General features: G+C 66.9%; 21 protein-coding genes. 11 read left to right on the top strand and 10 right to left on the bottom strand.

What is annotated here, in order from left to right:
* Positions 1-34: 34 nt before the first annotated feature.
* Positions 35-955 (top strand): ABC transporter substrate-binding protein, encoded by a 921-nt coding sequence (locus tag J6U32_RS05605; RefSeq protein ID WP_208793914.1) that lies wholly within the window; start codon positions 35-37, stop codon positions 953-955.
* Positions 952-1,950, top strand: coding sequence for an ornithine cyclodeaminase family protein (locus J6U32_RS05610; protein ID WP_208793915.1), 999 nt, complete (start codon positions 952-954; stop codon positions 1,948-1,950). Before J6U32_RS05605 ends, J6U32_RS05610 begins: the two co-directional genes overlap by 4 nt.
* Here J6U32_RS05610 and J6U32_RS05615 read toward each other — a convergent pair.
* Both J6U32_RS05615 and J6U32_RS05620 read right to left on the bottom strand, forming a co-directional pair.
* The gene (locus J6U32_RS05615; RefSeq protein ID WP_208793916.1) at positions 1,922-2,314 is read right to left on the bottom strand and encodes a DUF4267 domain-containing protein; all 393 of its coding nucleotides are present in this window, start codon (positions 2,312-2,314) and stop codon (positions 1,922-1,924) included. The two genes, J6U32_RS05610 and J6U32_RS05615, sit on opposite strands and share 29 nt — an antisense overlap.
* Positions 2,315-2,323: 9 nt before the next feature.
* Complete coding sequence (locus J6U32_RS05620) at positions 2,324-2,797, bottom strand: DUF1772 domain-containing protein (RefSeq protein ID WP_208793917.1); 474 nt, start codon at positions 2,795-2,797, stop codon at positions 2,324-2,326.
* An 80-nt stretch (positions 2,798-2,877) separates the two neighbouring features.
* Here J6U32_RS05620 and J6U32_RS05625 point away from each other — a divergent pair, with 80 nt between their 5' ends.
* The gene (locus tag J6U32_RS05625; protein WP_208793918.1) at positions 2,878-3,480 is read left to right on the top strand and encodes a TetR/AcrR family transcriptional regulator; all 603 of its coding nucleotides are present in this window, start codon (positions 2,878-2,880) and stop codon (positions 3,478-3,480) included.
* 52 nt (positions 3,481-3,532) lie between these two features.
* A complete protein-coding gene (locus tag J6U32_RS05630) occupies positions 3,533-4,309 on the top strand; it encodes an SDR family NAD(P)-dependent oxidoreductase (RefSeq protein ID WP_208793919.1) in 777 nt (258 codons plus the stop codon).
* A gap of 79 nt (positions 4,310-4,388) precedes the next feature.
* Here J6U32_RS05630 and J6U32_RS05635 read toward each other — a convergent pair whose 3' ends face one another.
* From J6U32_RS05635 to J6U32_RS05645, 3 genes are all read right to left on the bottom strand, one after another.
* The gene (locus J6U32_RS05635; RefSeq protein ID WP_208793920.1) at positions 4,389-5,444 is read right to left on the bottom strand and encodes a zinc-dependent alcohol dehydrogenase family protein; all 1,056 of its coding nucleotides are present in this window, start codon (positions 5,442-5,444) and stop codon (positions 4,389-4,391) included.
* Between the two features lie 104 nt (positions 5,445-5,548).
* Complete coding sequence (locus J6U32_RS05640) at positions 5,549-6,025, bottom strand: SRPBCC family protein (protein ID WP_244332637.1); 477 nt, start codon at positions 6,023-6,025, stop codon at positions 5,549-5,551.
* Between the two features lie 82 nt (positions 6,026-6,107).
* Positions 6,108-7,943, bottom strand: coding sequence for an acyl-CoA dehydrogenase (locus J6U32_RS05645; RefSeq protein WP_208793921.1), 1,836 nt, complete (start codon positions 7,941-7,943; stop codon positions 6,108-6,110).
* Between the two features lie 267 nt (positions 7,944-8,210).
* On the opposite strand from J6U32_RS05645, the gene J6U32_RS05650 reads away from it, so the two are divergent.
* Positions 8,211-9,152 carry an aldo/keto reductase gene (locus J6U32_RS05650; protein WP_208793922.1) on the top strand — a complete coding sequence of 314 codons (942 nt, stop codon included), beginning with the start codon at positions 8,211-8,213 and terminating at the stop codon, positions 9,150-9,152.
* 1,024 nt (positions 9,153-10,176) lie between these two features.
* Complete coding sequence (locus J6U32_RS05655; RefSeq protein ID WP_208793923.1) at positions 10,177-11,760, top strand: HNH endonuclease signature motif containing protein; 1,584 nt, start codon at positions 10,177-10,179, stop codon at positions 11,758-11,760.
* A 175-nt stretch (positions 11,761-11,935) separates the two neighbouring features.
* Here J6U32_RS05655 and J6U32_RS05660 read toward each other — a convergent pair whose 3' ends face one another.
* Both J6U32_RS05660 and J6U32_RS05665 read right to left on the bottom strand, forming a co-directional pair.
* Positions 11,936-12,706, bottom strand: coding sequence for a deoxyribonuclease IV (locus J6U32_RS05660; protein WP_208793924.1), 771 nt, complete (start codon positions 12,704-12,706; stop codon positions 11,936-11,938).
* A gap of 67 nt (positions 12,707-12,773) precedes the next feature.
* Positions 12,774-12,980, bottom strand: a complete 207-nt coding sequence (locus J6U32_RS05665) for a hypothetical protein (RefSeq protein WP_006369443.1) — start codon at positions 12,978-12,980, stop codon at positions 12,774-12,776.
* Between the two features lie 237 nt (positions 12,981-13,217).
* On the opposite strand from J6U32_RS05665, the gene J6U32_RS05670 reads away from it, so the two are divergent.
* From J6U32_RS05670 to J6U32_RS05680, 3 genes are read left to right on the top strand one after another with little or no spacing between them, the layout of a single operon-like run.
* Entirely contained in the window at positions 13,218-14,498 is a 1,281-nt protein-coding gene (locus J6U32_RS05670; RefSeq protein WP_208793925.1) for a phosphatase PAP2 family protein, read from the top strand.
* A gap of 28 nt (positions 14,499-14,526) precedes the next feature.
* On the top strand, positions 14,527-14,952 hold the full coding sequence (locus J6U32_RS05675) for a DUF6153 family protein (RefSeq protein ID WP_208793926.1): 426 nt from the start codon (positions 14,527-14,529) through the stop codon (positions 14,950-14,952).
* Positions 14,953-15,010: 58 nt separating this feature from the next.
* The gene (locus J6U32_RS05680) at positions 15,011-15,637 is read left to right on the top strand and encodes a DUF305 domain-containing protein (RefSeq protein ID WP_208793927.1); all 627 of its coding nucleotides are present in this window, start codon (positions 15,011-15,013) and stop codon (positions 15,635-15,637) included.
* 31 nt (positions 15,638-15,668) lie between these two features.
* Here the strand turns inward: J6U32_RS05680 and J6U32_RS05685 are convergent, their stop codons facing one another.
* Together J6U32_RS05685 and J6U32_RS05690 are read right to left on the bottom strand one after the other, a co-directional pair.
* The gene (locus tag J6U32_RS05685; RefSeq protein WP_208795971.1) at positions 15,669-16,712 is read right to left on the bottom strand and encodes a DUF4185 domain-containing protein; all 1,044 of its coding nucleotides are present in this window, start codon (positions 16,710-16,712) and stop codon (positions 15,669-15,671) included.
* A 101-nt stretch (positions 16,713-16,813) separates the two neighbouring features.
* Positions 16,814-17,674, bottom strand: a complete 861-nt coding sequence (locus J6U32_RS05690) for an acyl-CoA thioesterase domain-containing protein (RefSeq protein WP_208793928.1) — start codon at positions 17,672-17,674, stop codon at positions 16,814-16,816.
* 130 nt (positions 17,675-17,804) lie between these two features.
* Here J6U32_RS05690 and J6U32_RS05695 point away from each other — a divergent pair, with 130 nt between their 5' ends.
* Positions 17,805-18,380: an HdeD family acid-resistance protein gene (locus J6U32_RS05695; protein WP_208793929.1), complete on the top strand. Its 576-nt coding sequence runs from the start codon at positions 17,805-17,807 to the stop codon at positions 18,378-18,380.
* A gap of 26 nt (positions 18,381-18,406) precedes the next feature.
* Here the strand turns inward: J6U32_RS05695 and J6U32_RS05700 are convergent, their stop codons facing one another.
* Positions 18,407-22,300, bottom strand: coding sequence for a Pls/PosA family non-ribosomal peptide synthetase (locus J6U32_RS05700; RefSeq protein WP_208793930.1), 3,894 nt, complete (start codon positions 22,298-22,300; stop codon positions 18,407-18,409).
* Positions 22,301-22,546: 246 nt separating this feature from the next.
* Here J6U32_RS05700 and J6U32_RS05705 point away from each other — a divergent pair, with 246 nt between their 5' ends.
* Entirely contained in the window at positions 22,547-23,521 is a 975-nt protein-coding gene (locus J6U32_RS05705; RefSeq protein ID WP_208793931.1) for an alpha/beta hydrolase, read from the top strand.
* The last annotated feature ends 8 nt before the right edge of the window (positions 23,522-23,529 follow it).

Raw genomic sequence — 23,529 nt, forward strand, 5'->3', positions numbered from 1 at the left:
GTTGACGATCCATCCATTACCGAAAGGTTCTGCAATGCAACGCCTGACCATCAGTGCGACCTCCCACGCTCTGAACTATCTGCCCGCCTACCTCGCCGACTCCGACGGTCTCTTCGCCCGACGTGGCCTTGATGTCGAGTTCATCGCACGCGACCCGTGGACCGGGGTCCTCGATGATCTCGCAGACAACTCCGCGGAGGTCGCGCTGGGCGGCCTCTGGGTGCCGGCGATGTACCACGGCACCACAACCGAATTCACCACTTTTGCCCAGCTGAACCACCAATTCCCCAAGGCGCTGGTGGTTCGTGACGCCGAGCAGGCCCAGGAGTTCTCGTGGAACAGCATGGAGGGGACGACGATCCTCGCGCCCGGCATCGGCGGCAGCGCCCCGTATGCGTTCACCGCCGGACTGATGCGAGAGGCCGGAGCCGATCCGCGATCGGTCACCTTCCTGCGGGACCTCTCGACGCCGATGTACCTGGACCTGTTCCGCGGCGGACTCGGGGACGCGATCGTGCTCGATCTGTCCAACGCGCTGGCGGCACAACGCCGGCGCGACGGCAGCATCGCGATCGACTACACGGTCTCCGGGGGACTCGGGCCCAACAGTGTCTTCTATTGTCGTCGTGATCGTTTCGACGAGCTCGTGCCGGCTCTCGCCGGCTTCGTCGACGCGATCGGCGAGGCGATGGATCTGTTGGCGACTGCGCAGATCGAGGATCTGGCGCCGCTGATGGCCGAGCACTGGCCCACCGCCGACCCGGCCCACCTGGCGCAGTCCTGCACCCGGCTGCAGGCGTCGAGGACCTGGGACACCCCGCGTATCGACCCGGGTGCCACCGATCGCTGGCTCCGAATCCTGTTCGACGAGAAGATGATCCGCACCCCTATGGCCTATGGTGATCTGGTCGACGAGTCGGCACTGGTGGTTTCGGCCGCCCACCCGGTGCGATGACCGGTCAGTGTGTCGAGGGGGTGGCCGTCGACGACGAGACGATCGACCGCCTCCTCGACCCACTGCGTCTGATGGCTGCGGTGGAGCAGGTGCACATCGATCTGCATCGTGGCGTCGTCGTCAACCCGGTGGCCGCCGACATCGTGGTGCCGGGAACGCAGGCGGCGGTGCATCCGATGATCGCGGTGTCGGCGATCGACGGTGTGTGCGTCGCGAAGATCATGACCGACTCACCGGATCGGGCCAACCGCGGTGCACCACGCCAACTCTCGACGATCCTGGTCACCGACATCGACTCGGGTCGGGTGCGGGCGATCCTGGCGGGTGGTCGGTTGACGGCCGCCCGGACCGCGGCGGCGAGCGCGGTGGCATCGAGTCATCTCGCGGCCGCGGGTGCCCGTGTTCTCGGGGTGATCGGTGCGGGCCGGCTGGCCCTCGAGCACGTGCGGTTCCTGATCGCGCGCATCGACAGCCTCGACACCGTCGTCGTCTGGTCCCGATCCGCTCGGCGTACGCAGGAGTTCGTCAGTGCGATCAGCCACTTCGATTGTGACGTTCAGGTGGTCGACGATCCCCGTGAGGTCTGTTCTCGTGCCGACATCGTCTGCACACTTACGCCGTCACCGACGCCGATCCTGCGCGGCGAATGGCTGCGCGCCGGAACGCATCTGAATGTCGTCGGTGCGCCACCCCGGCCGGATCATCGGGAGATCGACGCCGAGGCGCTCCGCCGGTCGCGGGTGATCGTCGACGATGTGGCCACCGCCAGGACAACCTCCGGGGCCGTCGTTGCGGCCCTGCGGCATGGAGTCGTCGACCTCGCCGATGTTGCCACCGACCTGGGGGCGGTCATTAGCGGAGACGCGATCGGCCGTGCCGGGGACGACGAGATCACGATGTTCGTCTCCGTGGGCCTCGGTGCCCAGGACCTCGCGGCAGTACGCGTTCTCCTCGACCTCGACACGGTCACCACGGCGCCTGCCCGACCGCGGTGAGAATGCAGGCGCCGAGCAGAACCACCGCCGTCACCCCGTGGATCCCGAGTGCGCGGGATCGGCTGCCGTGTTGCCCGAGCACGATCAGCATGTCGCCGAGCGGGATCAGCGCCAGCACGCCGAGGAGCAGGGGCACGCGATCGGTGCCGGCAACAAGGAATGCGAGTACCAGAACACCGGATGTCACGTCACGAATCCCTTTGACCTGCCACCATCCACGGTCGTGGGGCGACAGTGATGTCGGCAGGCCGAAACCGGCGGCGTTGGTGGCGCTGCGGGCCAAATAGGCGGCGCCGATCACGATGATGCCCAGCGCGATCGCCACACCGATCGCCGCCCCTATCCACCACAGGATGCTGGTCATGATTGCCGCTCAGATCGCCAGGGCAATGACGAGTGCGGCGAGCGCGACGGTCTGCAATGCGATGCGCGCCGGCATCACCGAGTCCCATCGCTCCTGCAGTTCCTCGGCGTCGGAGGGGATGACACCACTGAGCGCCGCACCAGTTTGCCGTGTGTTGATCGGTTTGGCGACGAAGGCATAGAGGGCGAGCCACACCGTCAATGCGGCCACCGCAACCGTGCACCACAGGGCCGTACCGGAGTGGCCGGTGACGAACGCGGCGATCATCGCGGCGACGGCCGTCGCATAGCCCGTGATGCCGACGATCGGCAGTCGCTTGTCGCCGTAGTGATGACCGAGACCTGCCATGACGGTCATCGTCGCTGTGTCGACCCGGGTGTACACCGGCCGCATGATCAGGCCGGAGAACACGTCGATGCCGTAGATGACCGCGTTGGTCATCACCGAGATCGCGATCGCCGACTGGATGAAGCTCGTTGTCATCGTTCGCACCTTTCTGGTAGTTACCGATGGAAATAAATCTAACAGCGATAACAAAATCTATCAATGGTAATTTTTCGACCATGGGTGCACAGGATCGGCGCGCACGAGAGCGTGCCGAACGTCGGGACAGGGTCGTCGAGGCGGCGCGGGTGTTGGCCGAGCGTGACGGATGGTCCGCGGTGACCACCCGCCGGCTGGCCGATGAGATCGAGTACACGCCGCCGGTGCTCTATCAGCACTTTCCCGGGGGGCGCGACGAGATCGTGACGGCGGTGGCGATGCTCGGATTCGCGGAATTCGTTGCCTCGGTGTCCGGCGACTCGGTGTCCGGCGACACGGACTCCGAAGGTCGGGTCGGTGGCCTGATCGATGCGTATCTTGCTTTCGCGCAACGCAACCCGGCCACGTACGAGGCGATGTTCGCCATGCCGATCGCCGCGCGGTTCGCTCACGACGAGACTCCTGAGATCATGCGTCGCGCATTCTCGACCTTCGTCGAGGCGCTCGGTGGCGGGGATGCCCTCGGTGAGGACGTCGGCGTTCAGGTGCGCGCGGAACTGCTGTGGAGCGCGCTGCACGGGGTGTGCGAGTTGCGCAGGTGCGGGCGGCTGGACCCCTCGATGGAGTCCGCGAGGCGGGCTGAGCTCGTCGCGTTGTTCGCGGCCCGGTCACTTACCGACTGATCGCTCGGCCCCGGGTTGTTAGACCAGTCACAGGGCGTCGTAGTCTGTCGACGTGGATATCAACGGAGCAAGTGCAATCGTGACGGGTGGGGCGTCGGGCATCGGCGCCGCGGTGGTTCGCCAGCTGGCGGCCAAGGGGGCGAAGGTCATCATCGCCGACCTCAACGCAGAAAAGGGCGGTGAACTCGCCAAGGAGGTCGACGGCAAGTTCGTCGCGGTGGACGTGACCAAGACCGATGATCTCGAGAACGCCGTCAACCAGGCGACCGAGCTCGGCCCGCTGCGGGTGCTGGTGAACTCGGCCGGTATCGGCTGGGCGCAGCGCACCATCGGCAAGGACGGTGACTTCGCATCCGCGCACAACCTCGACGCGTACAAGAAGGTCATCGCGATCAACCTGATCGGCACCTTCGACGCCATCCGGCTGGCTGCCACCGCGATGAGCCGCAACGAGCCGCTGGAATCGAACGAGCGGGGCGCGATCGTCAACATGGCGAGTGTCGCGGCTTTCGACGGCCAGATCGGCCAGGCGTCGTACTCGTCGTCCAAGGGCGGCGTCGTCGGCATGACCCTGCCGGTCGCGCGTGACCTCGCGGCCGTGGGCGTGCGCGTCAACACCGTCGCCCCCGGCCTGATCGACACCCCGATCTACGGTGAGGGTGAGGCCGCCGAGGCGTTCAAGGCCAAGCTCGGCGAGTCGGTGCTGTTCCCGCGTCGTCTCGGTGTACCCGACGAACTCGCGTCGATGGTCGTCGAGCTCGTCACCAACTCCTACATGAACGCCGAGGTCGTCCGCGTCGACGGCGGCATCCGGATGCCACCGAAGTAGTTCTGGCACAAGTTCTCTCACGGTCACGGCCGCGTCGGATCCTCGGATCCGGCGCGGCCGTGGTGGTTCTCGGGGGACCTCAGACGCTCATGATCACCTTGAGCGCCTTGGTTTCTGCCGCTCGGGAGAACACATCGTAGGCGTCGATGATCTCGCCGAGCCCGAATCGGTGGCTGATGAACGGTTCCGGGTCGATCCGACGTTGTGCCACCAACTTCAGAAGTGTGCCAAGGGTATTGGTGTTCACCAGGCCCATCGACATCACGATGTTGGAGATCCAGAGGTCCTGGATGGGCAACTCGACGGGCTTGCCGTGTACACCGACATTGGCGACATGGCCTGCGGGGCGGACGATGTCGAGGCACATCTGGAACGTGTCGGGAATGCCGACGGCCTCGATCACGACGTCGACGCCGAGTCCGTCGGTCATCGCCAGGATATCCTCGCGCCAACCAGACGCGGTCGACACGACACCGTCGGTCGCCCCGAACCGGCGGGCCTGTTCGACCCGGTTGGCGTCGATATCGACGGCGATGACCCGGCTGGGCCCGTAGAGACCCGCGGTGGCGATGGCGGCGAGACCGACCGGGCCGGTGCCGATCACCGCGACCACATCACCGGGTTTCACCGCCCCGTGGCGGACCCCGATCTCGTGGCCGGTGGGCAGGATGTCGGAGAGCAACGTGCCCTGCTCGGGGCTGACCGCCGACGGCAGCTTGTGGACCGAGTTCTCGGCGTAGGGCACCCGCACGTACTCGGCTTGGGTGCCGTCGATGAGATGGCCGAAGATCCAGCCGATACCCGACGTGCCCTCGCTGCCGAGGCAGTGCGAGTAGACGCCCTGTTTGCAGAACGAGCATTTCCCGCACGAGGAAATGCAGGACAGGATCACCTGGTCGCCGACGGCCAACGTGGTCACGGCGTCGCCGACCTCGGTGATCGTGCCGACTCCCTCGTGTCCGAGGATGCGTCCGGGAGTGACCGCGGGAACGTCGCCCTTGAGGATGTGCAGGTCGGTGCCGCAGATCGTCGTCGTGTCCATCTTGACGATGACGTCGGTGGGTTCGCTGAGCTTCGGATCGGGGACGTCCTCCCAGGCCTTCTGGCCGGGACCGTGGAAAACGAGTGCCTTCATCTGGTGTCACCTCACGTGGTCGGGTCCCCCGGTCTCACGCCCCCGCATCTCACGCTACGTATGCGCGCCCGGCCATGGGTGCCGATCGGTGCCTGCGAAGCGTGTCAATATGAGAATTCGCCGGACGGCCTCGCCGAATTCAGATGCCGGATCAGGCCGCGCCTGCCCGACCACATCATGTACCGGTGGTTGGCGTACAACACCGGACGGCCGACCCGGATGAGGGGGAGCGGCATCGGTGAGGTGAGGTCGACGACCTGACGGAACTCGGCCCGACAGCAGTCGGCGGACGTACACGCGTGAATGGTCCACCGGGTCCACCCCGTCAGGTCGCCGTCGACGCGTGCCTGCAGGACGCCGGCCGCGGGATCGACGACGTCCTCGTGCACATGCACCCGAAGCGATATCGGCAGCAGTGACCGCAGTACCGCATCGCCGGAGGTGTCGTCGACCCTCGTGGCCTCGCGGACCTGCGGCCACCAGGTGGGGTAGGAGTCGGCGTCGGCGAGTGCGGCCAGCACGGTGTGGTGGTCGAAGGGCAGTTGCCAGACGGAGTGCATCCGGAAGGTCCGTGCGCTCACGTCGTCCAGTATGCGCCGACGCCGAGGGGCCGGGATCTCGACGGAGATCCCGGCCCCTCGGCTCGTGCGGTGTTCTGTTGTGTCAGAAGGCGGCTTCGTCGAGCTCCATGATCTCGCCGTCGATGTTCTCGACGGTGGTACGGATCGAGGTGAGCAGCGGCAGCATGTTCTTGGCGAAGAAGCTCGCGACGGCGACCTTGCCCTCGTAGAAGGACTTGTCGTCGCCGGTCACGCCCTCATCGAGCTTGGCCAGCGCGATCTCGGACTGGCGCAGGAGCAGCCAGCCGATGAGCAGATCGCCGACCGACATCAGGAAGCGCACCGAGCCCAGACCCACCTTGTAGAGGTCCTTCGGGTTCTCCTGCGCGCCCATCAGGTCGCCGGTTAGGGATGCGGCCATCGCCTGCACGTCCTCGAGGGCGGTCTTGAGCAGCGCGCGCTCGGCCTTGAGACGGCCGTTGCCGGCCTCGGTGTCGATGAACGACTGGATCTGCCCGGCAACATGCGCGAGGGCCTGACCCTTGTCGCGAATGATCTTGCGGAAGAAGAAGTCCTGCGCCTGGATGGCCGTCGTGCCCTCGTAGAGGGAGTCGATCTTCGAGTCGCGGATGTACTGCTCGATCGGGTAATCCTGCAGGAAGCCCGAACCACCGAAGGTCTGCAGCGACTCATGACCGAGGTTGGCGTAGGCACGCTCGGAGCCGACACCCTTGACGATCGGCAGCAGCAGGTCGTTGACGCGGTGTGCCATCTCGGGATCGGCGCCGGAGACGATCTGTGCGGCAACGGAATCCTGGTGCGAGGCGGTGTAGAGGTAGATCGCGCGCAGCCCCTCCGCGTAGGCCTTCTGGGTCATCAGCGAACGACGAACGTCGGGGTGATGGGTGATGGTGACCCGCGGCGCGGCCTTGTCGGTCATCTGCACCATGTCGGCGCCCTGCACGCGCTCCTTGGCGTAGTCGAGAGCATTGAGGTAACCGGTCGACAGTGTCGAGATCGCCTTGGTGCCCACCATCATTCGCGCGTGCTCGATCACCTGGAACATCTGCGCGATGCCCTTGTGGACCTCGCCGACGAGCCAGCCCTTGGCCGGGACGCCGTGCTGGCCGAAGGTGACCTCACAAGTGGCCGACGCCTTGATGCCCATCTTGTGCTCGACGTTGGTGACGAAGGCGCCGTTGCGCTCGCCGAGTTCGCCGGTCTCGAAGTCGAAATGGAACTTCGGGACGAAGAACAGCGACAGCCCCTTGGTGCCCGGGCCCGCACCCTCGGGGCGGGCGAGCACCAGGTGGAAGATGTTCTCGGTCATGTCCTGGTCGGCGGAGGTGATGAAGCGCTTCACCCCGTCGATGTGCCAGGAGCCGTCCTCCTGCTGGACGGCCTTGGTGCGTCCGGCGCCCACGTCCGAGCCGGCGTCGGGCTCGGTGAGCACCATCGTGGCGCCCCAGCCGCGCTCGGAGCAGATGGCTGCCCACTTCTTCTGCTCGTCGGTTCCGTTGTCGTAGAAGATGTTCGCGAAGCCCGAGCCTGCGGCGTACATGAACACCGGCGGGTTCGCGCCGAGAATCATCTCACCGATCGCCCAGTACAGCGATCGGGGCGCCGGCATGCCGCCGAGTTCCTCGTTGACGCCGACCTTGTCCCAGCCACCCTCGACGAGGGCGTTGTAGGACTTCTTGAAGCTCTCGGGGATGGTGACGCTGTGGGTTTCCGGGTCGAAGACCGGCGGATTGCGGTCGGCCTCGGCGAAGGATTCCGCGATCGGGCCCTCGGCGAGAGTCCGGACCTCGCGGAGCATGTCTACGGCGGTCTCGTGATCCAGATCGCCGAACTCCCCCGACTCGAGCACCTTGTCCAGCTCGAAGACCTCGAAGAGGTTGAACTGCAGGTCGCGCATGTTGCTCTTGTAGTGGCCCATTTGGATTCCTATCTGACGCGGGCTGAATCCCTCGCGGGTGGTCGCTGGATGTGTCGACAGGTGAACTCGCGCAAGTGCCCGGAGGATGTTCTGAAGGAACACGACCGAACGACCGCTAAGTTACTCGCCGGTAACCCCAGGATACAACTCGTTTGCAGGGTCGACAAGCCGGGATCTCTGTGACGTCCGCTAACTTCTGCAAGCGCGATGTGCTGTATCGCGAATCTCTGGGCCGTTATCGAAAACCCCGGCGGCTAGCCTGTCCGCATGCCCACTGATTCCCTGGTCCTCGGATGTATGTACTTCGGCACGCGCACCGACGATGCCACTTCCCGGGTGCTGATCGAGCGATTCCTGGAACGCGGCGGAACAACGCTCGACACCGCGGATTGCTACGCGTTCTGGGCATCGGGGACGGGCTCGGGCGGACAGAGCGAAGAGATGCTCGGTCGGTGGTTCGCCGACAACCCCGGAGTGCGCGAACAGGTGACGCTGGCGACGAAGGTCGGGCCGGAGCCCGTCCCCGGACGGCCGGGTGAGGTTGTCGGTCTCGGTCACGACGTCGTCATGCGGTCGATCGAGGCGAGTCTCGCGCGACTTCAGGTCGATCACATCGATCTGTACTGGGCACACCTGGAAGACCGGCAGACTCCGATGGCCGAAGTGGTCTCGACGTTCGGCCGGCTCGTCGACGACGGCGTGGTCGGCCGGATCGGTATCTCGAACCATCCGACATGGCGCGTGGAGCAGGCGCGCGCCCTCGCGTCGGTCGCCGGCACCGCGCCGTTCACCGCACTGCAGTTGTCGACGTCGTACGTCCGACCCCGTCCGGACACCGCCGTGCCGGGTAAGGATCACCGCTTCGGATTCGTCACCGAAGAGACCATCGACTACGTCACCACCCATCCCGAGATCGAACTGTGGGCGTACAGTCCGCTGATCCAGGGCAGTTTCGACCGCGCCGACCGACCGTTCCCCGAAGCCTACGACCACCCGGGCACAACCCGACGCCTGGCCGAATTGCATGGCGTCGCAGATGAACTCGGTGCCACTCCCGGTCAGGTCGTCCTCGCCTGGCTACTCGGTGGTTCCCCGGTGATCCGGCCGATCGTCGGCGTCAGCACGCCGGCCCAACTCGACGCCGCCCTCGACGCCGCCGAACTGACCCTCACCGACGAGCAGCGCACGAGGCTCGACGCCGCGGTCTGATCGCTCGACCTGATCGCTCGACGTGTTCGGTGGTCGAGCGCTTCCTGCACCGGATGTTCGGCCCTTCCACCACCCGATGCTCGCTCCTTCCCTCCGGTGGTCGAGGTGCGAGCCGCGTGCGGTGAGCCTCGAGACTGCTTGTGCCGGTGCTGGTTCGGTTCGTCGGGTGGTGTGGATACTGATCGGCGAGCGGGGTCTCGAGGCTCTTCGCTGGCGCTCCTCGGCACCTCGACCATCGGATGGAAAGGTCCAGAGTAGAACGACGGCGCGTTTCCTGACCGATTGTCACCCCTCCCCCGGACGGTGGAGCGCTTCCGCCGCCGATGCTCGACCGTTCCTTCCCGGTGGTCGAGGTGCGAGCCGCGTGCGGCGAGCCTCGAGACTGCTTGTGCCGGTGCTGGTTCGGTTGGACGGGTGGTGTGGATACCTGTCGGCGAGCGGGGTCTCGAGGCTCGTCGCTATCGCTCCTCGGCACCTCGACCATCGGAGTAGAACGACGGCGCGTTTCCTGACCGATGCTTGCGCCTTCCCCCGACGGCGGAGCGCTTTCACCTTCCGACGCTCGCCCCTTTCCCCGGTGGTCGAGGTGTGAGCCGCGTGCGGCGAGCCTCGAGATCGCCTGCGCCGGTGCTGGTTCGGTTCGGCAGGTGGTGTGGATACCTGTCGGCGAGCGGGGTCTCGAGGCTCGTCGCTGGCGCTCCTCGGCACCTCGACCATCGGATGGAAAGGTCCGGAGTAGAACGACGGCGCGTTTCCTGACCGATGCTTGCGCCTTCCCCCGACGGCGGAGCGCTTTCACCTTCCGACGCTCGCCCCTTTCCCCGGTGGTCGAGGTGCGAGCCGCGTGCGGCGAGCCTCGAGACCCGGTGAGATGACAAGCATCGCAACCACATCCACTACCCACTCGACGACTTGTCCACAGATTTCCCCGGCCTGGCAATCACCGGGACGGTTTTGTCGGTACCCCTTCGTACACTTGTGCCCATAGGTTGAATCACCGATCACGGGAGGGGAGGTTGTTCGGATGTCGAGTGTGTTGACGTTCACCGACCCGGATGCCGACGCTGCCGCGATCACAGCCATGACACGCGACGAGCTCACCGAAACCGGCCCGGACCTGCTCCGCCAGTCCCGCAAATACGAGGCCCGGACAGTCCTGGCCGCTGCCGCGTTGGCGGAGCGGGTGTTTCGTGAGCATCTGGCCGGGCGGCCTGAGACCGGTGTGTGGGGGTCGGTGATCGAACATGCCGAGAGACTCGGCCGGGCCGAAGTGTCGTTGCAGTTCAAGGTCTCCCGCAGCAAAGCCGGCAACTGGATAGCGTTGGCGGATCTGTTGGAGAAGTTCCCCCTGATCCGCGCCGTCTACCTGAATGGGGAACTGTCGACGAATCGGGTCTCGATCATGGCGCGCGCCGCGCAGCGTGGCGAGGACACCGACACCGACAGCGTCGATACCGGTGACGAGTCCGGTGACAACGAGGAGATGACGTTCGAAGAGATCGTCCTGGACTACGGATCCCGCGCCACCACCGACCCAGTGCTGTCGCAACAACTCGACGCTGCGTTGATTTCGATGAACCCCGACAGTGTGATCGAGGACCGTGACACCATCACCGATCTGGTGGGAAACGTCACCATCACCCCCGATGTCGCTGGACACTCCACCTTGGATGCGGTCGTTCCCGCCCATTACGGGGTGTTCCTCACGACGCAGATCAACGCCCTCATCGACAAACGCACCTGCCGCAAAGACCCGCGCCGCGTGGGATCGCTGCGGGTGATCGCCCTCGGGGAGATCACCGGCGTCCCCGGCGCCCGGCTCGACTGCGAATGTGGACAAGATGATTGCCCGAAACGAGGTGGCGGCACCGACAGCAACGGGTCGGCGGAGACACCCGCTGACGCTGCCGATGCGGCAGCGTGGGACGACTTGCTACCCGAACCTGCCGACGCGGACGCTCCCGAAGTCGAGTTGGTGGAGCCGGTCGCCGAACCCGACGTCCCCGACCCGATGAACCCACCGACGCCGGATGAGGTTCCGGTGGCGTTCGGACGTGCCCTGGTCGTGCCCGGCGCACCTGTGTTGACGGTGTTGAAGGACCCTGACGGTGTGCTGGTGCCCCGGTTGCAGGGGTACGGGCCCATCGACCCCGACTACGCCACCACCCTCGCCGAGATAGCGAAAACCATCCACTACCCCGAAACCGCCCGCGCTGCGGGACCACTCATCCCGCAGATCTCCGACCGACCCCAAGCCCCACCGGCAGATCCGACCGGACACGGCGGTTTTACCGTGCCACCCCCTGGGGCATTGACCTATGCACCCAGCGCCGCCTTGCGCGCTGAGGTGCTCGCCAACGACGCCTGGTGCCGGTTTCCGTACTGCGGGATGCCGTCGCACCAGTGCGACCTCGATCATTGGCGACCGTTCAACCACACCGACCCCGAGGTCGGCGGGTGGACGGTGCTCGGTGACCTCATCCCGCTGTGCCGGGCCGATCACCAACGCAAGCATCTCGCCGAATGGGTGCCGATGCTCATTCTGGATCGGAGGGTGCAGTGGCGGAGCCGGCGGACGGGGCAGGTGATCGTCACCTATCCGCGGTGACGGGGTTTCGCTGTGGGGTGGAACCAGCTGCGGCTCACCGGGTCTCGAGGCTCGGCGCACGCGCCTCGCACCTCGACCATCGGGGGGAAAGTCCTCGACCACCAGGAAAAGGCGCCTCGACCATCGGGGGAAGGTCCTCGACCATCAGAAACAGGGCGCCTCGATCGCCGGGGCGCTACAGGGCCGACCGCAGGTAGTCGAGATCGTCGGGGATTCCTTCGGCCGGCGTCTCCAGGATGATGGGCGCGTCGGCCGCCGCCGCGACGGCGACGAGAACCTCGGGGTCGATGTGCCCCGACGCCAGGTTCGCGTGACGGTCGCGGCCGGAGTCGAATTCGTCGCGGGAGTTGTTGAGATGCACCAGATCGATGCGCCCGGTGATCTCCCGGACCCGCTCGACGAGTCCGACGAGATCCTCGCCGCCGGCCCACGCGTGACAGGTGTCGAGGCAGAAGCCGGCCTGCTCGAAGTCGCCGACCGCCTCCCAGAGCCGATCGATGGCCTCGAGGGTTCGGGCCATCGCATGGTCGCCGCCCGCGGTGTTCTCGATGAGGATCGGGACCCCGAAGCCGCCCTTGTCGACCTGACGGTCGAACAGCTTGCGCCAGTTGGCAAACCCTTCTGCTGAATCCTCCCCGTCGCGCAGGTGGCCGCCGTGGACGACGAGACCGAATGCGCCGAGGTCGGCGGCCGCGGCGGCCTGCTCCTCGACGGCCTTGCGGGAGGGCATGCGGAGCCGGTTGTTCAGACTGGCCACATTGATTTGATAGCTCGAGTGGACGACGACGTCGATCGGGGATTCGCGGAAGGCTTGCGCGTCCGGGCGGGGGACCGGCTTCTTCCACTTCTGAGGATCGGTGACGAACATCTGGAAGACGTCGACGCCGAGGTCCGTTGCGGTGGTCAGCGGGTCGTCGTCCTCCCGCAAGTGAGCTCCGATGCGCATGGTTGCCAGCTTAGGGCGCGCACCCCGACCCGAGCCCTGCAGCCCGCACCCCGCGGATCGGAGCTGCTCAGTCGTTGGGTTCGGTCTCGACGGTGATCGGTACGCCGGACGCGATCAGCAGTCGGCACGGTGCCTCGGTGTCGGGGTACAGGTTCAACCACTGATGACCGCCGCCGTGCGAGTACACGGACTCGAGCGCACGGTCGAGCCGCGCTTCGGCTTCCTTGGTGATGATGTAGCGCTGATCGCCGTAGCGCAGGAACCTGTTGGGCATCTACAACCTCCTGACCGGATGCCGGCCTTGCTGATCGGGCACGTGTCTCACAATCGCAGGCGCGTGTGATGCGTCCCACTCGAAGTCTAGGTCGCAAGGTCGACCAGCGTCGGCCCGTCGGCATCTTCGGCACTCCTGACGTGCGAAGGGGCGAGGCGACCGGCCACATTCAGGAATGTTCATTAGGCTGACTGCGGGTTACGTGTCGGTAGTGCGGTGATGAAGAGGCGGTTTCGCGTGAGTGTTGACGAGGCAATCGATGTGCCCTCGCCGGACGACCGCCGCCGACGGCAGGCCCCTGAGCAGGTCGTACGCGAATCCGTAGCGGAACAGGGCGACAATCCCGGCGTCGACGATCCCGGCGTCGAGGAGGCGGGGACCGACGACGCGGGGACCGACGCGACATCCGGCGCGGACGACCCGCCGGAACTCGGACCGATCCTCGCCGACATCGCCGCAGCCGCCGAGATGGAGTCCGAACCCGAGAAGCGCCGCGACCTGACGATGGTCCGTCGCGTCGCGATCGTCGCGTGGGCGCTGTTCATGGTGTGGGAGATCATCGAGCACGGGCTCGCCTTCGACCGCACCCGTCTGATCATCTTGCTGTGCCTCGGGCTGATCGCGGCCAGTATCGGGCGCCGCCGCGTCATCACGGTCGTCATCGACTGGGCGCCGTTCGCGCTGATCCTGCTGCTCTACGACTGGACCCGCAATGTCGCCGAGTTCATCCAGGTCCCGGTGGCCTGGCACCTCGCCCCCGACGTCGACAAGGACATCTTCGGGGTGGTTCCCACGGTGTGGCTGCAGGAGCACCTGAAGTCGCCGTCGGCGCCGTGGTGGGAGGTCATCACCAGCGTCGTCTACATGTCGTACTTCGTCGTCCCCTACGCGCTCGCGGCCATCCTGTGGCTGCGCGACCGGGCGACGTGGCGACGCTTCGCCGCATGCTTCATCGCCACCACATTCCTCGGGCTCATCGGATACACGTTCGTTCCCGCCGCACCACCATGGGCGGCCGCCCGGTGCACCTCCGCAGAGGTCGCCGACGGACCGCGCGAGGCGATCTGCATGACCACCCCGCAGGCCACCCAGCCCGGCGGGATCCTCGGCCCGTTCGACCCGAGTCACGCCGGCGCGGCACCGTACGTCGAACGGATCTCCGCGCGCGGGTGGGAGTTCCTCAACATCCACGTCGCGTCCAACCTCATCGAGATCGGTCAGGGGAAATCCAACCTGGTCGCCGCCATCCCCTCGCTGCACGCCGCGCTGACGATGCTGCTCGCCCTGTTCATGTGGCCGCGCGTCAAAGCGCTCGGCCGAACACTGTTCCTGGGTTACGCGTTCGCGATGGCGTTCACCCTCGTCTACACCGCCGAGCACTACGTGTTCGACATCTTGCTCGGCTGGGCGTTGGCGGCCCTCGTCGTCGCCGTCTACCAACTCGTCGACCGCAAGCTCATCGCGCCACGCAACAGACGCAGGGCGCAGGTAGACGCCGAGGCGTCGCCCGTCGGCTGAGCCGCCCCGCCGGTTAGGCTGGTCGGCGATGCGCGCACCACGAATCGACCACCGGCAGTGGTTGCTTCGGGTCTGCGTCATCGGGCTGCTCGCCATCGCGGTGCTGCTCATGCACTCCCTCGTCGCCGGCACCCCGCGCGAGGCACATGCTGCAACGCACCACAGCGCCGAACACTACGGCACTGAACACCACAGCGCCGCGACGATGACCGACGCCGCGGACCCGGAAGTCTCTCACATGAGCGACGCAGGCGACTGCGTCCTGGGTCATCACTGCGTCTTCGTGCGCGCCGACGACGCGCCACTGCCGCCGATCATTCTGTTGGTGCTCGTCTGGGGATTCGCGGCGCTGCCCGCCCTGGTGGGCATCGCCCCCGCACTCCTCGGGCACCTCGGGCGACCACCGCCCTGGGCGCAGCCCACACATCTGAGCCTGTCGGTGATCCGCTGCTGATGGACCGGTCCCGGACCAGTCATCACAGCCATATCGACTCTCACACAGGAGCTTTCAGATGTCTCTTCGCACCACCCGCAGGGCCGCCTCGGCGGCAACGGCACTCGCCGCGGCCACATTGATCGTGGCGGGCTGTTCGTCGTCGGAGTCCTCGTCGCCCGCCGGGCACGAGTCCTCGGGGCACGGCACGACGGCAACCTCGTCGACCCAGAACGCGGCGCACAACCAGGCCGATGTCATGTTCAACCAGATGATGATCCCGCACCACGAGCAGGCGGTCGAGATGGCCGACCTGGTGCCCAGCCGTACCGACAATCCCCAATTGCGTGCGCTGGCAACGCAGATCAGGAACGCCCAGCAGCCCGAGATCGATCAGATGACCGCACGGCTGAAGTCGTGGGGCGTCGCGGTCGACGACGAGGGCGGCCACGGCGGTCACTCGATGAGCGGTGACATGGGCGGGATGATGTCCGACGCGCAGATGGAGTCACTCGAGGACGCCCGTGGCGCGCAATTCGACACGTTGTGGTTGCAGGGCATGATCGCCCATCACCAAGGGGCGATCGCCATGGCCGATGCGGAACTTGCCGGTGGGATCGACCCCGAATCACGGTCGCTGGCAACGCAGATCAAGAACACCCAGCAGGCCGAGATCGATCGGATGAACGCCATGCTCGGCCGGTAGGTCCCCGCTCGACGCTGTATTTCACCCGCGATCACCCGCGACGCAACGGCAACCGCATCAGATAGACCTGATAGCCGAACGACACGGAGTAGGTGAAATACAGCGTCGAGCCCGACGTCGACCACGGATGGATGAACGGCGCGTACCCCGAGTACGGGTCGTCGCGGGAGACGACGAGTTCGCCGGCCGACCACGGTCCCTCGGGCCGATCCGCGGTCCGCAGTTTGACGCCCGGCTCGGTCTGTACCAGCGAAATGTATTTGCCCAGATACGAATCCCGCGCCACCGACATCTCGCCGTTCTTCGGCGCCATGATCGGTGTCGCCGCACCCGGGACGCGCGGCACCCACCGGCCGTTCGAGAAGTACTCGTAGGCGTTGATGTTCTCCATCTGCGACGCCGGGACACGCGCCAGATAGACTGCGCCCCAACGGCTGTCGGGTGTTCCGTACTGATACACGGTGTCGCCGACCTTGAGGTAGGCGGCCATCTGGAACTTGACGTTGCCGCCCGAGTTGGGGCGTTGCGGTCCCACACGCCGCCAGGTGCGTCCGTTGTCGTCGGAGCGGGCGAGGCCGGAGAAATTGGTGACCCAATGACTGTTGGCCACCCAGTGTTTGACCGACATGAAGTTCAGGTATTGCGTCTTGCCCACGGCCACACCGGCGGTCGGGATCAGGGTGATCTCCTTGCGGAGGTCGGGCTTGAGCAATCGGCCGGCATATCCGGGTGGGCCGGTGTGGCCGGTGAAGGTCATGCCGTTGGCCAGGTTGTGATCGGTGCTGCGCAACAACACATTCGAGCGCCAGTGGAACAAAGACCCGTAGAGCAGGGACCGTCCGTCGAAGGACTGGGTATCGCCGAAGGCGGTGAGGATCTCGCCGCGTCCGTTGTCCCACATGACGCCGAGGTCGGTGCCGAGGATGTCGTAGCGTCCGACGGTGTCGTTGATGGCGCCGGGGCCGGTGAGCCGGGCGACAGTACTGCTCATGCCTGCGGCATATGTGGTGGCGCCGGCCGGTGCGCCGCCCACGCCCGCCACCATCAGGCCGATCGTCGTGACCGCGATGGCCACCGCCGTTCTCGGGCCCAGGGGAACGGATCTCGGGCGCAGACGGGGCCGGGTCATGCGGTGGACCCTAGCAAAGGCGAGCGGATCACGCGTGTGCCGAGCGATCACGCTTCGCGATAGCGCCCGCGCACATCAATGCTGGTGAAGTCGATTTCGGCCGCCGCATTGTTCACCGCCGTCACCATCCCGATACCCCACATCCCGTCGACGTCGTAGAGCCCGGCCGTCGACGCCGAGATCCCGTCGTGCTCGGTGTGCGAGTCGGCCTCGACGCCGATGCGATCACCACGCGGCAACCGCGACAGGGCCACGGTCAGATCGCAATTGATGAAGCCGATCCCCGTGGTTCCCCAGTTGCAGATCAGGCTGGTCGATTCGGCGCTGGTCGCGGCGCGGACGAGCGGCGTCAACTCCCTGCCGACGAGGGTGGGTATGGCCCGCGTCCACACCCGTTTGCGGTATCCGTGCTGATGGTTGCCCATGACGGAGTCCCACTCCCGGGCAACATCGGAGGCGAACCGGGGCATCAGGTCGTCGATCGCAACCGCCGGTGGCGAGAAGGTGAGGGCCTCGGCGTCACGATGCCAGCGCTGCCCCGGCGGATTCTGCGACTCGCGCAGGAACACCGCGGTCGCCCGCGCCACGATCACCTCCGCTGCACCGTCTTGTGATCCACCGCCGCCGTCGAACTGCACGACGTCGACCTCGGCCACCCGAATCCGACCGCCGGAGCGCAGAATCCGGGCTCGGGTGGCCGTCGGGACCTCGCGTGCGGTCTTGAACAGGTCGATGGTGAAGCGCGCGGCCCGGAACCCCGGCTCGGCGATCTCTTCCTCGGCTGCGTGCGCGGCGAGCGCACAGACCGCCGGCCCGGTCAGGGTGCCCGGCGCCCACAGGCTGCGGGAGTAGGGCAGGGGCAGGACCCGCCCATCGGTGTCGGGCCGGAAGAAGGCGATGTCGCTCACGTGATCTTGTCTACCGGTTCACCCGCTGCGGGTGATGCGCGGGGCGGTCCGGCCATTCCGCCGAGAGTCCTTCGGCCCAACCTGCGCCGACCTCTCATCCCTCACACCGAATTCGGGATAATCTTCGGCAATGACATTCGGTGTGAACACCAGACAATTCCCGAACGAGATCATCGGCGCGGTCCGCACGGCATTGATCGTGACGTCCATCGTCGGGATCGTGCTCGGCCTCGTCGCCGTCTTCTGGCCCCGCGCGACCACTCTCGTGCTCGCCGTGCTGTTCGGCATCTCGCTGATCATCGCCGGGATCTTCCGGCTCTACCAGGCATTTGCCGCGACATTTCTTTCGACCGGGTTACGGGCGCTGCTCGGCGTCGTCGGGGTGCTGACCCTGCTCGTCGGCATCATCGCCCTGTTCAGCCCGGGTGACGCGGTGTGGCTGCTCGCACTGTTCATCGGCATCGGCTGGGTGTTCCAGGGCGTACACGACCTGTTCAGCGCGGTCTCCGGATCACAGCATTCCCCGACCTGGTTCCTGATCCTGTCCGGCGTGATCTCGGTGATCGCGGGCATCGTGATGATCGTCCTCGGCCAGTACGCCGTCACGGTCGTCGTCTTCGTCGGCGGCATCATGCTCGTCGTGATCAGCATCGTCACGCTGTGCACCCTGCCCAAGAAGATCGAGAGCGGCCCCGACACGCTCTGAAGCGGGTAGCCGCTTCAGAGGCCGCGTCAGCCGAACCAGGGCGCGATCGGATTGCCCTGCCACCGGGTGTGTGCGGGCACCACGTCACCACGCATCACCAACGACGCCGGACCCACCGTGGCCGACGTCCCGATCCCCGAGGCGGGCAGGGCGACGCAGTGCGGGCCCATCGTCGCACCCGGTTCCAGGACCACCCGGTCGATGGCCATCACCCGGTCGTGGAACAGGTGGGTCTGCACCACGCAGCCACGCTCGACGGTGGCACCGTCACCCAACGTCACCAGGTCGGCCTCGGGAAGCCAGTAGGTTTCGCACCACACGCCACGACCGATGGTGGCGCCGAGCATCCGCAGCCACAGGTTCAGGATCGGCGTACCCGTGGCGGCATTGGCGAACCACGGTGCGGCAACGGTTTCGACGAACGCGTCCGAGAGCTCGTTGCGCCACACGAATGAACTCCACAGCGGATGCTCGGAGACCACGATGCGTCCGACGACGAGCCATTTGGCGGCTGCGGCGATACAGCAGGCCGCCGCGCCCGCGACGAGCAGGATCAGTCCGCTGACCAACCCGGCGATCACGTAGTTCGCGTGAAAAGCGATGTACTGCAGACCGATCAGCATGAACAGCCCGAGCACGAACGACACCATCACCGGGATCAGACGCAGGGTCTCGATGACCGACCGGGCCACCTTCAGGCGCATCGGCGGATCGAAGGTGCGTGAGGTGTCGGTATGGGCGGCGGTGCGGCGCAACCGAACCGGCGGACTGCCCAACCAGCTCGAGCCGGACTTCGCCCGGTCGGGAGCCGCCGACAGCACGGCGACCAGGCCGTTCTTGGGTACCTTGCGGCCCGGCCCGGCCATCCCGGAATTGCCGAGGAAGGAGCGTTTGCCGATCTTCGCGTCGTCGATGTGCAGCCAGCCGCCGCCGAGTTCGTAGGAGGCGACCATGGTGTCGTCGGCGAGGAAGGAACCGTCGTCGATGGTGGTGAACTTCGGCAACACCAGTGCGGTCGAGATCTCGGTGCCCTTGCCGACCTTGACGCCCAGGATGCGGAACCACCACGGCGTCAACAGGCTTGCGTACAGCGGGAACAGGTACGTCCGTGCCGAATCGAGCAGCCGTTCGGTCATCCACACCTGCCAGCCGACCCGCGACCGCACCGGGTGATACCCCTTGGTCATCCCCAGGCCGAGAAGTCGTACGAGCACCGCGGTGATCACGGCGAACACGCCCAGGCTCACCAGCGTTGCCGCCGGGGTCAGGATCAACGCGCGGACGGCGACGTCGCGCAGCCGATCGGCGTGCAGTGCCCACGTGCCGATCACCACCAGGCCCGCGGCCAGCGAGATCAGCGGGATCGCGGCCAGCAGCAACGACGACACCCCGTACACCGGGACCCAGCCCGATCGTCGCGGCGGGCGATGTGCCGGCCACGGATGGTCGGCCTTGCCCACCTTGACCGCAGGCGAACCGGCCCAGTGCTGGCCCTTCTTCACCCGGCCGAACACCGCCGAGCCCGGCCCGATCTCGGCGTCGCGGCCGATCACCGCGCCCGGTGCCAGCGTCGAGCGGGCGCCGATCGAGGCGCCGCGCTTGATCACGATCTCACCGATGCGCACGACGTCGCCGTCGATCCACCATCCCGACAGGTCGACCTCGGGTTCGATCGACGCGCCCTCGCCGACGGTGAGCATCCCGGTCACCGGGGGGATGGTGTGCAGGTCGACGCCGCGGCCGATGCTCGAGCCCAGCGCTCGCGCCAGGTAGATCATCCACGGTGCACCGGACATGTTCGCCGCACCCGCGGCCTCCAGCAGCCGCTCGGCCACCCACAGGCGGACGTGGACCGACCCGCCCCGCGGGTAGTCGCCGGGGGTGACGCCGGCCAGCAGTGCCCGCGCTCCGGCCGCGGCAATCAGCATCCGGCCCGGCGGAGTGATGAAGATCGCGAAGGCGACGATCACCACCCACCAGTTCACCTCGATCAGCCACGGCACCGAGACATCGAGCGCGCGGGCCGCGGTGCTCGCGACGTTGTTGGTCACGCCCAGCCACGTCGCCCACTGCAGCCCGGTCAGGGTGGTCAGCGGCACCGACAGCAGGATCTGGGCGATACCGGTGCGACGCGGGGTCGGGGTGACCTCGCGTTCGACGACGACCGTGGCCGGCGCGATCGCGTCGAGCATCCGCGCCAGCGACCCCAGCCGCGGGTGATCGTAGAGATCGGCGACGGTGACCTGCGGATACCGTTCCCGCAGCGCGGTCACCAGCTGCGCCGCCGACAGCGATCCGCCGCCCTCGGTGAAGAAGTCGGCGTCGACGCTGGTGATGCGAGCGCCGAGGACGTCGGTCCAGCGGTCGGCGAGCCATTGTTCGGTGGCGGTGAAGTCGTCGGCGTCATCGTCGTCGTCGGCGCCCGCCCCGGGGAGCGGCCACGGCAGCGCGTTGCGGTCGACCTTGCCGGAGGTTCGGGTGGGAAGTTCCTCGACGAGCGCCAGTCGCGGCACCATCGGCGCGGGCAGTCGCTCGGAGAGCAGGGCGTGCGCCGCCGACACGTCGAAGTCGGGGTCGGTGGAGACCAGGTAGCCGACGAGCAGTGCATTGCCGGCCGCCGATCGGCGTACCGCGGCGGCCGCACCGCTCACCCCCGGAAGATGTTGCAGCGCATTGTCGATCTCACCGAGCTCGATGCGCCGACCGCCGACCTTCACCTGATCGTCGGCGCGCCCCTGGAAGACCAGACCCTGCGCGTCGAGCCGGACGAGATCACCACTGCGATAGGCGCGTTCCCAGCCGAGGGTGGGCATCGGCGCGTATTTCTCGGCGTCCTTGGCCGGGTCCAGGTAGTGGGCCAGGCCGACGCCGCCGATGATGAGCTCGCCGATCTCGCCCTCGGCGACCGGCCGGCCCTCGGCATCGACCACCGCGAGATCCCAACCGGGAAGCGGTAATCCGATCCGCACCGGTCCCGGCCCACCCAGCGGTGCCGCACAGGCCACCACCGTCGCCTCGGTGGGCCCGTAGGTGTTCCACACCTCGCGACCCGGAACAGCCAGTCGCTCACCGAGTTCCGGTGGGCACGCCTCCCCGCCGAAGATCAGCAGACGCACCGCCTCGAGCGCCTCCGGCGGCCACAGCGACGCCAGTGTCGGAACGGTGGACACGACGGTGATGTCTCGGGAAACCAGCCACGGGCCCAGGTCCATTCCGCTGCGGACGAGTGACCGCGGTGCCGGCACCAGGCACGCACCGTTGCGCCAGGCCAGCCACATCTCCTCGCACGAGGCGTCGAAGGCCACCGACAATCCGGCCAGCACCCGGTCACCCGGGCCGATCGGCTCGTCGGTGAGGAACAGCCGGGCCTCGGCGTCGACGAAGGCCGCGGCGTTGCGATGGGTCACCGCAACACCTTTCGGGGTCCCGGTCGATCCGGAGGTGAAGATGATCCATGCGTCGTCGGCGGTGGTGGGACGGCAGGCGCCGGCATCACCGGTCGCGGCATGCGGTTCCTCGGGAGTCGACGTCGGGTGCACGCCGTCGGCGTCGATCAGCACGTCGATCCCGGCCTCGCCGAAGACGAGTTCGGCGCGTTCGTCGGGGTCGTCGGCGTCAACCGGCACATACGCCGCTCCGGCGTAGATCGCCGAGAGGATCGCGGTGTAGAGGTCGCGTGACCCCGACGGCATCCGGATACCGACACGCCCGCCGCGCCGCACCCCGGCCGCCGCGAGACGGTCGGCGCCGCGGCGGATCACTGCGCGCAGTTGCGCGTAGCTGTACACCCGCTCACCGTCGTCGATCGCGGGCGCGTCGGGATACCGAGCGGCGGTCTCGTCGAGAATGTCACAGAGTGTTCGCGGGTCGCTGGCCTGCGACGACAGCAAATACTGTGCTGGGATCTCCACACTCACCACCGTTGTCTAGACATGGAACGAGAAATATATCGCGACCAGTCGTCGAGTTGCGTCGGACACGGGTGAACGGAAGGTGTCGATCGTCCCCGTTCTCCCGCATCCGGTGACCCTGCACGCAAAGGCTGCCGAACAACCGGAACGAACTCTGATCTCGGTGTAGGTTCGCTTACACCAGAGGTTGGAGCAGACACGTCCACCGGTCATGCCCCATCGGACACGCCCGACGCCGGCACAGGAGGTAGTCGTATGCCGATCGTCCACCACCGCAAGGCCAGCCCGCTCTCGTATCCGATCTGGGTGGGTAGCCGGGTGTTCCTGAAGCCGTTGCTGTCGCTGTGGCCGCTCAACCGGCAGGGAATGGCCGGGCTCTTCCTCGTCGATCGCATGTTCGCCGTCGGGCCCAAGCCGCACAACATCGTCCGGGAGCAGATCCGACTCGGTGACCGGCCCGCCGAGGTGATCCTGCCCACCGGTCCCTCCCGCCGCGATTCCGACACCGCAATCCTCTACCTGCACGGCGGTGCCTTCGTGGTCGGCGGGGTGGGGACGCATCGGTCGATCGCGGCGCGACTCTCGCGCGCCTGCGAGGTGCCGGTGTTCTCCCTGGTCTACCGGCAGTTACCCGCAGCCGGGGTCGGTACCTCGGTGAGCGACGCGATGTCGGCCTACCGGGAGTTGCTCACCGAACGCGGATACCGACGCGTCGTCGTCGCCGGTGACTCGGCGGGCGGGTTCCTGGCCGCCAAGGTGGTCGAAGGGGCCGCCGCACAAGGACTCCCGGCGCCGGCGGCGCTGGTCGGGTTCTCGCCGCTGCTGGATCTCGACCTGGCCGACAATCCCGACCGCAGCAGCCGTTCCGACGCCTATATCCCGTTGTCGCAGTTGGTCAAACTCGCGCCGCACTTCTTGCGCGGCCCGGTCACCTTCACCGGGGTGCGCCGCATCGCCGACCTCGACCTCGAGGACTTCCCGCCGACCATCATGATCACCGCGGAGAACGAACTGCTCGAACCCGATGTCATCGATCTCGTCGAGAACCTCGACGCGGCCGGGGTCCGTGCGGAGGCCCACAGCTATTCGTGGCAGATTCACGCGTTCCCGGTCTTCGGTTCGCACCATCGGGAGACACTGGAGGCCATCGAGGTGTCGGCCGACTTCGCCGGCCGCGCGATCCGGGAGGCGAAGAGCGCTGACGACCGAGAGAACAAGTGGGCCGGATGACGAGCGGG

This window comes from Gordonia polyisoprenivorans, assembly GCF_017654315.1.
Taxonomy (GTDB): domain Bacteria; phylum Actinomycetota; class Actinomycetes; order Mycobacteriales; family Mycobacteriaceae; genus Gordonia; species Gordonia polyisoprenivorans_A.

Bases quoted from the DNA above. Each gene is read 5' to 3' on its own strand.
- J6U32_RS05605 (WP_208793914.1), top strand. From the start codon at position 35: ATGCAACGCCTGACCATCAGTGCGACCTCCCACGCTCTGAACTATCTG.
- J6U32_RS05610 (WP_208793915.1), top strand. From the start codon at position 952: ATGACCGGTCAGTGTGTCGAGGGGGTGGCCGTCGACGACGAGACGATC.
- J6U32_RS05615 (WP_208793916.1), bottom strand. From the start codon at position 2,314: ATGACCAGCATCCTGTGGTGGATAGGGGCGGCGATCGGTGTGGCGATC.
- J6U32_RS05620 (WP_208793917.1), bottom strand. From the start codon at position 2,797: ATGACAACGAGCTTCATCCAGTCGGCGATCGCGATCTCGGTGATGACC.
- J6U32_RS05625 (WP_208793918.1), top strand. From the start codon at position 2,878: ATGGGTGCACAGGATCGGCGCGCACGAGAGCGTGCCGAACGTCGGGAC.
- J6U32_RS05635 (WP_208793920.1), bottom strand. From the start codon at position 5,444: ATGAAGGCACTCGTTTTCCACGGTCCCGGCCAGAAGGCCTGGGAGGAC.
- J6U32_RS05645 (WP_208793921.1), bottom strand. From the start codon at position 7,943: ATGGGCCACTACAAGAGCAACATGCGCGACCTGCAGTTCAACCTCTTC.
- J6U32_RS05650 (WP_208793922.1), top strand. From the start codon at position 8,211: ATGCCCACTGATTCCCTGGTCCTCGGATGTATGTACTTCGGCACGCGC.
- J6U32_RS05655 (WP_208793923.1), top strand. From the start codon at position 10,177: ATGTCGAGTGTGTTGACGTTCACCGACCCGGATGCCGACGCTGCCGCG.
- J6U32_RS05660 (WP_208793924.1), bottom strand. From the start codon at position 12,706: ATGCGCATCGGAGCTCACTTGCGGGAGGACGACGACCCGCTGACCACC.
- J6U32_RS05665 (WP_006369443.1), bottom strand. From the start codon at position 12,980: ATGCCCAACAGGTTCCTGCGCTACGGCGATCAGCGCTACATCATCACC.
- J6U32_RS05675 (WP_208793926.1), top strand. From the start codon at position 14,527: ATGCGCGCACCACGAATCGACCACCGGCAGTGGTTGCTTCGGGTCTGC.
- J6U32_RS05680 (WP_208793927.1), top strand. From the start codon at position 15,011: ATGTCTCTTCGCACCACCCGCAGGGCCGCCTCGGCGGCAACGGCACTC.
- J6U32_RS05695 (WP_208793929.1), top strand. From the start codon at position 17,805: ATGACATTCGGTGTGAACACCAGACAATTCCCGAACGAGATCATCGGC.
- J6U32_RS05705 (WP_208793931.1), top strand. From the start codon at position 22,547: ATGCCGATCGTCCACCACCGCAAGGCCAGCCCGCTCTCGTATCCGATC.